The following is a 13,257-nucleotide window of genomic DNA, read 5'->3' as shown; positions in this document are numbered from 1 at the left end:
TATGGCAAGTGAAGAAGCAAAGTTTGTTGCGCGTGCTGAGCGTTTAGCTGGTTTTGGCGGTGTCACTTCTGCCCAGCGCATTACTAATCGTTACGTGTTGCCTCAATTTGGCGAGCAAACTCCATACGGCATGAAAACGCAAGATCCTTACACTAAGCTGTTTGAAGATCGCATTATTTTCATGGGTGTGCAAGTAGATGACACTTCTGCTGATGACATTATGGCTCAGTTGCTTGTTTTAGAGAGCATGGATTCTGATCGCGATGTGATGATGTACATTAATTCACCTGGCGGTTCGATGACTGCTATGACTGCGATTTATGACACAATGCAATACATTAATCCAGATGTTCAAACTGTTTGCTTAGGTCAGGCTGCTTCTGCTGCTGCTATTATTCTTGCTGCTGGAGCTGCTGGTAAACGCATGATTTTGCCGAATGCGCGTGTGCTTATTCATCAGCCTGCAATGGGTCAAGATTTTGGTAAAGCTACTGAAATTGAGCTTCAAGCTAAGGAAATGTTGCGTTTGCGTTCTTGGTTAGAATCAACTCTTGCAAAGCATACTGGTCAAGATATTGAGCGCATCCGTAAAGATATTGAAGTGGATACTATTTTGACTGCTCCAGAAGCTAAAGCTTATGGAATGGTTGACGAAGTGCTTGAGCGCAGAGCATAATTCAATCTTTACAACTTAGCGAGAATTTATCAATTCTTGCATTCCTTAACAACAAACCCCGGTCGACACGCCGGGGTTTGTGTTTTAGTGCGGATGGTTGTATATTAGTCAAGTTGCCGGAAACAAGGACATGGTTCTTGAGGCTGGAAACATGCGCCAGTAGCCCAACGGATTAGAGCATCTGACTACGGATCAGAAGGTTGCAGGTTCGAATCCTGTCTGGCGCACAAACAAAACGCGAAGCTTTTGCTCCGCGTTTTTTTTAATTCGTATGCAACTCGCTCGGTTTATGCCTCTCGGTTATACTTAAAAGTGCGAATCACATATTTTGCACTATAAAACGTTATAAACGTTATATAAACGTATAAACGCTATAAATGCATTTAGTGGAGGAAATATTTACAATATGATACGACGCAGTTGGAGAATAGCTTGCAATATTGCAAATAATGAGCGAATTTCTGGATTAATTATGCTTGGTTTTGCTCTTACCGGCCTATTGCTTGCAAACATTCCTTTAACCGCGCCAATATTTGAAGCCGTATCGCATACTCATGTAGGCATTCCGTGGACGAATATACACATGTCAATTGGTCACTGGGTGCAAGACGGCGTGCTCACTATTTTCTTCCTGTCAGTTGGCTTAGATTTAAAACACGAACTTATTGCTGGTTCGCTTTCTGATCCTCGAGCAGCTGCAATGCCAATGATTTGTGCTGTTGGCGGAATGATTGTGCCTCCTTTACTGTTTGTTGCTACAGTAACTGTATTTTCTGAATTGCATGCCGGGCAGGAGATTATGCGTCTTACTTCTGGTGCTTTACCTTCGCTTGATATGGTTCGTGACGGGTGGGCAATACCTACGGCAACAGATATAGCTTTCTCTCTTGCTGTTCTTGCTTTATTTGCAAAAACTTTGCCACACGCTTTGCGTGCATTTCTTATGACTCTTGCTACAGTAGACGATTTGCTTGGAATAGCACTTATTGCTGTGTTCTTCTCATCTCTTAACGCGTGGTATTGGTTTGCTGGAGTAATTGCTTGCGGTTTGATTTGGACTACTTTAGTGCGTTTGAAGCGCGTCCCATGGCCGTTGGTTGCAATAGTAGGAATTATGGCTTGGGTTATGATGTATGAAGCTGGCGTGCATCCAACTTTAGCTGGAGTGATGGTTGGTTTGCTAACTCCTGCGCATTTAGTTCATGGCGAAAAAACGCTTCGTGCTGAACGCTATCGCGAAAAAATTCAGCCTGTTTCTGCGCTACTGGCTCTTCCAATTTTCGCTCTTTTCGCTACAGGAGTGCATTTTGAAACATTGACTTGGGAGTTGTTCTTCTCGCCAATTTTGATTGCTATCACTATTGCTCTTGTTATTGGTAAACCTGTTGGAATTATGGTAACTGCTTGGATATCAAAGCGTGTTCTAGGTTTGAAAGTTCCTGATGGTCTTCGCGTAGTAGACTTAATGCCTACAGCATGTGCGTGTGGAATTGGTTTCACTGTTTCTCTTCTTATTGCTTCTCTTGCGTATTCTGACGCAGATTTGTCTGCTGAAGCACGTTTTGGCGTTCTTGTTGCTTCTATTGTTGCTGCAGGAGTTTCTGGCTTCTTACTTTCTATGCAAGCAAAGCATATGGAAGAAGAATTAGATGAGGTTGAAGAATAGTTTTTAATTATTATTTTCAACATATTTGAAAGTAAATTTCTAGGAGAAGTCATGTCTAATAGTAAAGATTTTTCAGTAGATGTTCCACCTTGGAATAACACGTATCATCGTGGTTCTGTTGTAATGCGCGGTTCTATGATTCCTAAGGAGAGCACTACAGAAACGCTTCTTCGTAACGATAACAATCAGCAGCTTGTTTCTGGAGTTGGTGTAGAAGTAGATAAGAAATGGGATTGGCGTAGCGCGGATCCGTGGCGTGCGCTTCGTATTCAAGCTGAGTTTGTTGATGGTTTTGACGCGCTCGCATCGTTAGGTAAAGCTGTTAGTATTTTTGGTTCTGCTCGAATAAAAGAAGATGATCCTGAGTATTCTTTAGCTCGTACTATGGGTTCAGAGCTTGCAAAACGTGGTTTTGCTGTTATTACAGGTGGCGGTCCTGGAATTATGGAAGCTGCAAACCGTGGAGCTGCAGAAGCTGGTGGTACGTCTGTAGGATTGGGGATTGAGCTTCCTCATGAGCAGGGTTTGAATAAGTGGATTAATCTTGGCATGCAATTTCGGTATTTTTTCGTGCGTAAAACAATGTTTATGAAGTATTCTTCTGGAATTATTGTGTGCCCTGGCGGTTTTGGCACGATGGATGAAATGTTTGAAGCTTTGACTCTAGTGCAAACGCATAAAGTTGCGCGCGTGCCTGTTGTTCTTTTCGGTACTTCGTATTGGAATGGTTTGATTGACTGGCTGAAGTCTACAGTAATTCAACGAGGTTTTATTTCTTCATTAGATCTGCACTTATTTGCTGTCACAGACGACCCAATAGAGGCGGTGCGAATAGCATCTGGAATTGAATAATCTAAGAGTTCTTGCGCTCGTTTACAAGCGTTGTAAGCTGCCAAATTTCTTCGCCAATATCAATTCCGCGAGGGCACTGTCTTGAACATGCTCTAACTGACTGGCATGCGCTAATACCGTCGCTGCTGTCTATTAGATCAAGGCGATGCTCTGTTGCGTTGTCTCTGGAATCATAAATAAAACGAGCCGCGTTAACCAATGCTGCAGGTCCAATAAAGGCTTCTCCGCCTGCATAAATTGGGCAAATTCCTTCGCAAGCACCGCACATAATGCAATTGCTCAAAAGCTCAAATTTTTTAAGTTCCTCAGGATGTTGCAAAAACTCAATAAGCTGGAGTTTCCCTTCAGTATTTCTCGTAGAAACGTTAGATGCTTGCAAATAAGGTTCTAAGCGTTTTATTTGCGAAATCATAGGCGAAATATCGCAAATAAGATCTCGCTGAACTGCAAATCCTGAAAGTGGAGCAAGTTCAATAACACCAAAAGTGCCATTTTGCAAAGTGGTAGTTTCTTTAGATTTTTGCTGTAAAGTTGGCGATTTTGTCGACTGTGCGGAGCTGCTAGTAGTGCCAGTTTTTCTAAAGCCTCGAGATTGCACGCTATTTGTGCTTTCAGGACGTGCGTTTGCGCCAATAGTTGCACTGCATAGTAAGGTTGGCATGCCATTTACGTTTGCAGCGTCAGAACCGCAAACGCCGTGACCGCACGAGTAGCGGAAAGCTAAAGTTGGGTCGATTGTGCGTTTAATAGCTAGTAAACAGTCAAGAATAGTGTCAGTAGAATGAACGCGTAAACTGTAATCTTGAACCCAATGCTTACCTTGAATTCGTTTTGGAGAAGATTCGTAAGATTCGGAAGATTCACTGGATTCACTAGATTCGGAAGAATTATTTATGTTATTTTCTGAAGAATCTAGTTTTGCGAAAGGATTACTGCGCTTTCTACGTGCAAAAGGACTTTCTCTGCGCTTGCGCCCTGTCTGTTTACTGTTTGAATCATCTTCAGATTTATTAAATGGAGTAAAGCGTGAAATACGCAAAGTAACAAGCGCAGTGTTATCACCAAGCTCATTACTCATTGCAAACCTCCAATACGTACTGTTCTAGTTTGCCACAATACTTGCACAGAAACATTTTTTAGTACTTGGCGCATCCTCACGTTAGGCTTGAACTATGACTGACGCTTTATTTTTGCTTGATACTGATCACGATAATGCTCCTGTGCTTGCAGAAGGAATCGAAGAAGGGTGGACGATTACGCTTCCATCGCAAGTAAAACGTCACGCTATATCTGCCATGCGACTATTAGAAGGCGATGCTTTGCAACTTTCTGACGGCAAAGGCTTGCGCATTCATGCAAAGGTGACGGATGTTGAAAATGGCTTAGTTCGTGTAGAAGCGTTTACTAGGGAAGCTCCGCGAATGACTAGACTTGCACTTGTTCAAGCTTTGGCAAAAACAGGGCACGATGAGCAAGCAATTGATATGGCTACGCAAATTGGCGTGGATGAAGTAATCCCTTGGTGCGCGGATCGTTCAATTGCAAAGTGGAAACCTGGTCGCACAGATAAGCGTTGGAGCCAAGTTTTACAGTCTGCTACAGAGCAATCTCGTCGCGCATGGATGCCTGAACTTCAAGAATGTGTTTCAAGCAAGCAAATAGTGGCAATATGTAGGCGTGCGTGCGTTTACGGAAATCTCGTAATTGTATTGCATCAAGACGCAACTGATTGCTGGAATCAAATAGAACAAGCAGTAAATACTCTTAGCGAGCGCTGTTTGGAGGATGGTAAAGAGCGCACTGTTTACGTTTTAGTTGGGCCAGAAGGTGGTATTAGTGATGACGAAGTGTCAATGTTTATTGATGCTGGTGCTAAAAGCTGCGTTTTAGGCAGTAATATTCTTCGCGCATCTACTGCAGGACCTGTAGCTCTTTCTCTTCTTTCGCGCGCTTTAGGACGTTACGAATAATCGCATAAATCGTATCTAAAAGTGCTCATAATTGTGTAAAATAGTAAGAAGCATGTCGATTGCTTTTGGTTTAAGGCATTGATTTCATTTAGTAACAAATAGGGGAGAAACCATGAGTGGTATCACTTACAATACTGATGCTGATTGCATTTTTTGTAAAATTGTTGCTGGAGAAATACCAAGCAGCAGAGTTTATGAAGACGATTCGGTAGTTGCTTTTAAAGATATTAATCCGCAAGCAAAAGTGCATGTGCTGATTGTGCCGCGCAATCACTATAAGAATGTTGCTGAGCTTGCTAGTAAGGCTCCTGAAACTTTGGCTCATATTGCTGGTGTTGCGCAAAAAATTGCTGATGATGAATTCAACGGTGATTATCGACTCGTATTTAATACTGGTATTGATGCTGGTCAAACAGTGTTTCATGTTCATGCTCATGTATTGACTGGCGAAAAACTTGTAGAAGGTAGCTTGTAAACCGTGACGAAAAGTACTACGCGTTTTGTGCAAATTCCTAGCGAATTAAGCTCGGTTGCAGTTTTAGGTGCTGCAGATGCTGGTTTGCGTGAAGTAGAACATGCTTTTCCAGAAGCAGATATTACTGTGCGAGGCAAAGATGTTCAAATTGTTGCTCGTTCAGCTAGAGCAGATGAAGATGCAGCTAAAGCTGAGTATGCGTTTAGGCGCATGATTGATGCAGCTTACGAGCAACCTATGGATGCGTACGAAGTAAGACGCATGCTTGAGCGTGATATTTTGCATAACGATGAACACAATGTGCGTATAAACCGTATCGGTCATGATGGTGGAGTGCTTGGGAATAGTATTATTTCTTCGTCGTATGCAATTAATAATTCTGTTTCGCGCGCTGAAAATGAGTTTTCAAGAGATTCAAGTGAGCTGTTGCCTTCTAGTGAAGAAGCGCATCGCCGTGCTATGAGCAGAAGAGCTCGAATGAGTAAAGGCGTGATTACGTTTGCTGGAGGAAATCCTGTTCGCGCAAAAACTGCTGGTCAAACGGCGTACGTGCAAGCAATGGATTGCAATATTGTAACGTTTGGAATTGGTCCTGCTGGCACTGGAAAAACGTATTTAGCAGTTGCTAAAGCTGTTCGTGCATTGGAAGATGGAAGAGTCCGCAGAATTGTTCTTACTCGTCCTGCTGTTGAAGCTGGCGAAAACTTAGGATTCTTGCCTGGCACTTTAAACGATAAAGTTGATCCATATTTGCGTCCACTCTATGATGCGCTTTCTGATATGCTTGGATCTGCACAACTAAAACGCTATCTTGACGAGAATGTTGTTGAAGTTGCTCCTCTTGCTTATATGCGAGGTCGCACATTAAACGATGCTTTTGTTATTCTTGATGAAGCGCAAAATGCGACTGTTCAGCAATTAAAAATGTTCCTAACTCGACTCGGTTTTAATACAACCATGGTGATTACAGGAGATAGTACGCAGGTTGATTTAGCAGTTGTGCGTTCTGGTCTTGTTTCTATTGAGAAGATTTTGGGCGAAGTTAAAGATATTGCTTTTGTGCATTTGCAAGCAGAAGACGTTGTGCGTCATGCTTTGGTTGGTCGTATTGTGGAAGCATACGAAAATTACGATGCAATGCTTGAACATAAAAAACGTGAACGTACTAAAGAATCTACTGAGAGGAATAACAGATAAATCATGAGCATTGAAGTCATGAATGAAACAGTGTGGAATATTGACGCTAAAATCTTCTCAGATCTTGGAATGTGGGTTCTTCAACAAATGAAAGTAAGTACGCATTCGGATTTATCGATTACTTTTGTTGATCCAGAGCCAATTGCCTGTTTGCATGAACGTTGGATGAACCTAGAAGGCCCAACGGATGTTATGAGTTTTCCAATGGACGAGCTTACTCCTGGAAGCGATGAAAAAGTTTCTGAAGGAATGCTTGGAGACTTGGTGATTTGCCCGTGGGTTGCTCAACAGCAGGCGCTCGCAGCTGGGCACAGTACTATGGAAGAAATGTTGTTGCTAACTATTCACGGTATTTTGCATTTGCTTGGCTATGATCACACTACTCCGGAAGAAGAAAAGCAAATGTTTGGTTTGCAACGTCAACTAATGCTTACTTTTTTCGCTGCTCGATCTGGAGAATTGTATGATGCTACGTTGCCGGAAGGTGCAATAAACGAGCTTGAGCGTTACGATGCTGAGCATGAAGCGAGTAGCGTCAAAAATAAAAATAAAAAACAGCATTAAAGCGCATTAAGAGCATAATTATGGAATATATTAAACGAATATTTTCTAGCATATCAGTTCCGCAATTGCCGTTGCATGTCTGGATTGGTTTAGCCGCATTGCTTGTGCTGGCAATGCTGCTTGTATGGCTTTCGCTTGCGATGGCTGCTGCAGAAGGTGCAGTGCCTAGAGTTACTCGTGCAAGCTTAAATAATCTTATGATTGAAGCGCAAACGCATGATGATGAAACTAGTGCCATAGTGCGTATGCGTCGAATTGCTAGAATCCATCGTGTAAAAAAACTGATTGCTGACCGTTATACAACTTCTGGAGCATGCGCTTTTGTGCGTGTGCTATGTAACGTTTTAGATGGAGTTTTGTTTGCTTCTTTAGCTGCATTTTTCGGCTCGCCTTTATGGGTAACTCTTATTATTGGTGTTGTTGTTTCAGTAGTTGTAGCTGTGATTTCTATTCTTGTTCGCCCACGTTCGGTTGGTGCGGCTCAACCTGTAGCAAAGTTGATGCGGCTTTCTCGCATTGTGTCTATTGCTATTGCGATTAATCCTTTAGTGCATATTGCTAGCGATGTTGACGTCACTTCTAGGAAAAAGCATGTTGATCCGTCAGATGATGAAGCTTTGGAAGATATTCAGCTGGATCAAGCAAAGGCTAGTATTGACCGACTTGTTGAAGCGAATGATTTCGATCCGGAAGTTTCGGAAATGATGCGCAATGTGCTCACGCTTTCAGATACTTTGACTCGCGAAATAATGGTACCTAGAACCGATATGATTTGCGTAAAAAGCGACGAAACGCTGGAAAATTTCCTTAAATTATGCTCTCGCTCAGGATTTTCTCGAGTTCCCGTCATTGGAGATTCTGTAGATGATTTAGTAGGTGTTGCTTATTTGAAGGATGCTGTACGCGCTACTGTGTTTAATCCTGCAGCATCTTCTAGAGCAGTTGAAACAATTAGCCGAGACCCTATGCTTGTTCCTGAGTCGAAGCCGGTTGACGATTTATTCCACGAAATGCAGCGAATTCGCCAGCATGTGGCAGTAGTGGTTGACGAATATGGTGGAATTGCTGGTTTGGTTACTATTGAGGATGCTATTGAGCAAATTGTTGGCGAGTTGGAAGATGAGCACGATCGCACTCAGCATGCAGATCCGGAAGAAATACGTGACGGCGTGTGGAAGATGCCTGCTCGAACGTCAATCGCAGATTTGGAAGATATTTTTGAAGTTCATATTGACGAAGACGATGTGGATACTGTGTTTGGTTTGCTTACGAAGTTGATTGGTAATGTGCCGATTGTTGGTTCCAGTGCTATTACAAGAGGACTAAAATTAACTGCTGTAGATTCAGCTGGTAGGCGAAAGAAAGTATCTACTATTTTAGTAGAACGAGATGCGCAAGTTTTGGAAGAGTCTAAGGATAATCAAAATGACATTAGCTCTTCCGAAAAATCTGCTGAAAGCAAACAAACCAATGCTTTGAAGCAAGCTAGTACTATGAAACAAACGAATATGCTGAAATAAAGAACTGGACGGTAAGAATAACGTGAATAATATTAACAACTTTGACGATACTGATGACTTCGATGACACTGATGACTTTGACGACGAGATGTTTGCAAATCTAGACGCTTCAACTTGCGCAACGATTTCTACTCCTGATTTTCACGGTTATCGTTCCGGTTTCGTAGCTGTAGTTGGTAGACCAAACGTTGGTAAGTCTACGCTTATGAATGCTCTTATTGGTACGCAAATTGCTATTGCGTCTTCTCGTCCGGAAACTACGCGTAAGGCTATTCGAGGGATTGTTACTACCGATAATGCACAAATGGTGTTGGTTGATACTCCTGGTATTCACCGTCCTCGTACGCTTCTTGGTCAGCGTTTGAACGATATTGTTGACGAGTCGCTTGCAGATGTTGACGCGATTGCATTTTTGCTCCCAGCAGACCAGGAAATAGGACCAGGAGATAGGCGAATTTTAAGCCGTCTTCGCTCTGATTTTGCTAAAAAAGATGAGAAGGGCAATTGGACTTGGAAAGTTCCGCTTATCGGTATTGTTACGAAAATCGATACGCTTAGTCGCAGTGAGTTAGTTACGCATTTGCTTCAAATTCAGCAGTTTGCTGATTTTACGGATATTGTGCCTGTGAGTGCGTTGGAACGTGACAATGTTGACGAAGTTAAGAATGTTTTGATTCAAAACTTGCCGGAAGGTCCGCAAATGTATCCGGCGGATCAGCTTAGTGAGGAAAGCACAGAAAGCATGATTTCGGAGCTTATTCGCGGCGCATTTTTGGAAGAGTTGGACGACGAGTTGCCTCATTCTTTAGCTGTTGTAGTTGACGATATTGTGTATCCGGGGGATGGCGAAGATACTCAATACGAAGACAACAAAGCGCATGTGCTTGTATCTGTTTATGTTGAGCGTGATTCTCAAAAGCCGATTATTATTGGTCATCGTGCGGAGCATTTAGTGCGCGTAAAGAAGCGTTTGCGCACGGCGGTAAATCGTATTACTGGAACAAAAGCTGTGCTTGAATTGCACGTGAAAGTTGCAAAAGGATGGCAGAGCGACCCTAAGAAGCTTGAGCGTTTAGGGTTCTAGTAGAGCATATTTTGCTTATTTCGATATTATTGGACAATTACTTAATTTTATTGTGCCTTAAGCCTAATGTGTTTGCACAAAATTGTCGTAAATTAATGCAAAACCGCGGCGAGCAAGTTGAATAAAACAAGTTAAGCCGCGGTTTTGCGATATGCACTTAGTTAAGTTAATTTAAACAAACTACTTTTTGCGCGTCGTATACATTTGTGTATTAAGTAAAGTAGTGTAACGCTTAATAACTCGTGGACGAATAATCTTCATAGACGCAGTCATTAAGCCGTTTTCTTGCGTAAACTCTTCTGGCAAAATAATGAACTTTCGCACAGATTCTGCGCGTGACACGCCTTCATTGGCAAGATCTATAAATTTTTGCACTTCAGCACGAACAACAGCATTATTAGCAGCCTCTTCCATGCTCATAGTGGCGTCAAGACCCTTGAGTTTAAGCCAATTTCGTAAAGTTTCTTCGTCTAAAGTAACAAGTGCAGAAATAAACGGACGCTTATCTCCAAGAACGAGAGCTTGAGACACAAGTTCGCATCTCTTAATCATCTCTTCAATAGGTCCAGGAGCAACATTCTTACCGCCAGCAGTAATAATCAAATCCTTCTTACGTCCGGTAATATAAAGCATGCCATCGTCGTCAATTCGTCCCAAATCGCCTGTTGCATACCATCCGTCTTTAGTAAATGAAGTTTCTGTTGCTTCATCGTTTTTGTGATACTTATGGAATACGCAAGTGCCTTTAATTTGAACTTCGCCGTCGGATGCGATTCGCAAAGTAAAAGCTGGGAATGCGATGCCAACAGAACCTTCTCGGAATGGAACTCCAATAGGAGTAAACGCGCATGGTGCAGTAGTTTCTGTAAGACCATAACCTTCGTAGACAGGAACTCCTGCTCCGCGGAAGAATGAAAGCAATTCAGGATCTAGAGGAGCTCCACCTGCAACAATCCAGCGTGCGCGACCGCCAAGAGCTTGACGAAGTGGACGATAAACAAGCGGATCGTAAGCAGTGCGGCGAGCTTTAGTAAGAGCTTTAGCATCACCAAATTCCTGAACTTCCTTCATATACTGTTGAGCCGTCACAACAGCACCCTGGAAAGCCAAGCCTTTAGCACCGTGACCAGCCTTCTGCGAAGCTGCGTTATAAACCTTCTCAAGAACTCGAGGGACAACGATCATAACCGTAGGTTTTGCAACTTGCAAATCAGAAATCAAAGTAGGAATACCTTGAGCAATATAAATGCGCAACGTACTTGCAACAACAATATAGTTAATTGCTCTTGCAAAAGAGTGTGCTTGAGGAAGGAACAAAAGCACAGAACCGTCTTTTTCGCTAAGCAAATTTGGCAAGTAAACAGGCAAATTCAACGCTGTAGTGCAATAGTGTTCGTGAGTCATTTCCACGCCTTTAGGTGCAGCTGTGGAACCAGAAGTGTAAACAATAGAGCACAAGTCTGTTTTCTTTACAGAATCAATGCGAGCATCTAGTTCCTCATCGCTAACAGCGTATCCGAAAGCTTGAAGTTCTGCTAAACCGCCTGTTTCAATGCAAATAATGCGTTCCAAGCTTGGGCATTCTTCAATAGCTCCATCAGCTTTATCTCGCATGTCAGTTGTTTCAACAATAAGGAAACGCGAGTCGGAATTATTCACAATATTGCGAATTTGCTCAGCTGAATCCGTGTCATAAATAGTTGCAAGAACACCACCACAAGCCATAACTGCTGCGTCGGTGACGTCCCACTCATATGATGTTTTGCACATAAGGGCAACGGCGTCGCCTTTGCGCAATCCGTAGTGCATCAAACCTTTTGCAGCATCGCGTACTTCTTGAAGGAACTGATTAGCTGTTTTTGTGACCCACTTATCGTTTTCTTTATAAGTGTAAAGCGGATCGTCACCCATACGTGCTGCGCGATCTGCATATAAGTCATAAATGCTTGTGCCTTCGTCAAGAGGTGCTGCGCTTTCGGTTTTTGTGGTCAGCAAGCCTGTTTCCGGATCGATAAACGTCGTTGTTGGCATTTGCGCGCCCCACTCTTCTACGTGTGGAAGGCGTTGCTTTTGTGAAAGTAAAGTATTTGTGTTTTCTTGATCCGTATTAAGGTAGTCTGGTTCGCCTGCACGGTCATCGCTGACTGGGTGCGCGAAGTTACTGCCAATACGCAATGCTTTACGGGCAAGATTAAACGCTTGCTGTTGGAGTGCATTAAAAACGGACACATTTGCTCCTTCATTATGCCAAACGGCTTGCGGATTAAGCGCACATCATAGTATCATGCTATGCACTTGCATACTATTAACTATAATAATCGTTCGTATGCTCAAGTAGCAGTTATATTCGATTTGATTAGTAATAATTTTGTATTTGCCATAAGTCGTAGCCTGTCGTTAGAATAGCAAAGTTGCTTTGGCGAGGGAATATGCCGCTAGCTTTGTGGCAGAGTTCCGTTATCGACTGGGCTGATAGCCTCTTATGGTTTTCGGCGCGTCGGTGCGCCTGAAGCTGGATTAACAAACTAAACTATCCAGACCATAAGGAGACCGATATGGCTACAAAAATTACTCTTGAAGGCGAATTGCGCACTGAGTTTGGTAAGGGTGTTGCTCGTCGTTTGCGCGTAGCTAAGCTGATTCCAGCAAGCCTTTATGCTGGCGGTGCTGAACCAGTGCATGTTACTCTTCCAATGCGCGAAACCACTTTGGCTTTGCGTCACGCTAATGCTTTGTTCACTATTAAGTTTGGCAAGGAATCTCGCATTGCAGTTGTTAAGGATGTTCAGCGTAACCCTGTTAAGCGCATTGTAGAACACATTGACTTCTACGAAGTTAAGGCTGGCGAAAAGATTGACGTTGAAGTTCCAGTCTTCGTTGAAGGCACTCCAAAGGGTGCTGCAGTTGCATTCGTGGATGTCCAGGAGCTCAAGGTTCGCGCAGACGTTGCTAACTTGCCAGAGCGTTTGGTTGTTAACGTTGATGGTTTGACCGACGGCATCAAGGTGTTTGCTAAGGATGTCAAGCTTCCTGAGGGTGTTGAGCTCGATATGGATGGCGAAGAATCCGTTGTGAGCGTCACTGTTCCTGAAGATGCTGCTACAGCCGAAGCTGCTGCTCCTGCTGCAGATGCTGCTGCCGCCGCTCCAGCTGCTGCTCCTGCTGCAGAAGAAAAGTAAGTTAACGTATTCACTTATAACTTATAAAATAGTTTAAAATTTTAAGCCGCATAAGTCAGTTCTTATGCGGCTTT

General features: G+C 43.0%; 11 protein-coding genes, 1 tRNA gene and 1 pseudogene. 11 read left to right on the top strand and 2 right to left on the bottom strand.

The features are described 5' to 3' along the window. Position 1: 1 nt before the first annotated feature. The 4 genes and pseudogenes from P0108_RS03875 (at position 2) to P0108_RS03860 (ending at position 3,194) form a co-directional block, all read left to right on the top strand. A complete protein-coding gene (locus tag P0108_RS03875) occupies positions 2–676 on the top strand; it encodes an ATP-dependent Clp protease proteolytic subunit (protein ID WP_004106323.1) in 675 nt (224 codons plus the stop codon). A 153-nt stretch (positions 677–829) separates the two neighbouring features. Next, a tRNA-Arg gene (locus P0108_RS03870) sits at positions 830–903 on the top strand. Positions 904–1,082: 179 nt separating this feature from the next. Further along, a pseudogene (locus P0108_RS03865) lies at positions 1,083–2,321 on the top strand (Na+/H+ antiporter NhaA); the annotation flags it as partial. A gap of 72 nt (positions 2,322–2,393) precedes the next feature. Beyond that, on the top strand, positions 2,394–3,194 hold the full coding sequence (locus tag P0108_RS03860; protein ID WP_473730758.1) for an LOG family protein: 801 nt from the start codon (positions 2,394–2,396) through the stop codon (positions 3,192–3,194). Between the two features lies 1 nt (position 3,195). Here the strand turns inward: P0108_RS03860 and P0108_RS03855 are convergent, their stop codons facing one another. Continuing rightward, the gene (locus P0108_RS03855; protein WP_473730757.1) at positions 3,196–4,272 is read right to left on the bottom strand and encodes a succinate dehydrogenase/fumarate reductase iron-sulfur subunit; all 1,077 of its coding nucleotides are present in this window, start codon (positions 4,270–4,272) and stop codon (positions 3,196–3,198) included. A gap of 94 nt (positions 4,273–4,366) precedes the next feature. Here P0108_RS03855 and P0108_RS03850 point away from each other — a divergent pair, with 94 nt between their 5' ends. The 6 genes from P0108_RS03850 to era all read left to right on the top strand — a co-directional run bounded on the left by P0108_RS03850 (position 4,367) and on the right by era (position 10,004). Beyond that, the gene (locus P0108_RS03850; protein WP_004108731.1) at positions 4,367–5,164 is read left to right on the top strand and encodes a 16S rRNA (uracil(1498)-N(3))-methyltransferase; all 798 of its coding nucleotides are present in this window, start codon (positions 4,367–4,369) and stop codon (positions 5,162–5,164) included. A gap of 112 nt (positions 5,165–5,276) precedes the next feature. Then, on the top strand, positions 5,277–5,639 hold the full coding sequence (locus P0108_RS03845) for a histidine triad nucleotide-binding protein (RefSeq protein WP_004108733.1): 363 nt from the start codon (positions 5,277–5,279) through the stop codon (positions 5,637–5,639). Between the two features lie 3 nt (positions 5,640–5,642). Continuing rightward, positions 5,643–6,836 carry a PhoH family protein gene (locus P0108_RS03840; RefSeq protein WP_012914234.1) on the top strand — a complete coding sequence of 398 codons (1,194 nt, stop codon included), beginning with the start codon at positions 5,643–5,645 and terminating at the stop codon, positions 6,834–6,836. 3 nt (positions 6,837–6,839) lie between these two features. Beyond that, positions 6,840–7,400 (top strand): rRNA maturation RNase YbeY, encoded by a 561-nt coding sequence (gene ybeY, locus P0108_RS03835; protein ID WP_012914233.1) that lies wholly within the window; start codon positions 6,840–6,842, stop codon positions 7,398–7,400. 20 nt (positions 7,401–7,420) lie between these two features. Continuing rightward, positions 7,421–8,920, top strand: coding sequence for a hemolysin family protein (locus P0108_RS03830; protein ID WP_004108742.1), 1,500 nt, complete (start codon positions 7,421–7,423; stop codon positions 8,918–8,920). Between the two features lie 22 nt (positions 8,921–8,942). Continuing rightward, the gene (gene era, locus P0108_RS03825) at positions 8,943–10,004 is read left to right on the top strand and encodes a GTPase Era (RefSeq protein WP_004108744.1); all 1,062 of its coding nucleotides are present in this window, start codon (positions 8,943–8,945) and stop codon (positions 10,002–10,004) included. 180 nt (positions 10,005–10,184) lie between these two features. Here the strand turns inward: era and P0108_RS03820 are convergent, their stop codons facing one another. Next, entirely contained in the window at positions 10,185–12,233 is a 2,049-nt protein-coding gene (locus P0108_RS03820) for an AMP-dependent synthetase/ligase (RefSeq protein WP_012914232.1), read from the bottom strand. A 326-nt stretch (positions 12,234–12,559) separates the two neighbouring features. Between P0108_RS03820 and P0108_RS03815 the strand changes: the two genes are divergently transcribed. Continuing rightward, positions 12,560–13,183, top strand: a complete 624-nt coding sequence (locus P0108_RS03815; RefSeq protein WP_012914231.1) for a 50S ribosomal protein L25/general stress protein Ctc — start codon at positions 12,560–12,562, stop codon at positions 13,181–13,183. Positions 13,184–13,257 lie beyond the last annotated feature (74 nt).

The sequence above is a fragment of the Gardnerella sp. c10Ua_244 genome (assembly GCF_055818055.1).
The sequence above is the reverse complement of the archived record's forward strand: the minus strand, read 5'-3'. Positions and strand labels throughout refer to the sequence as shown.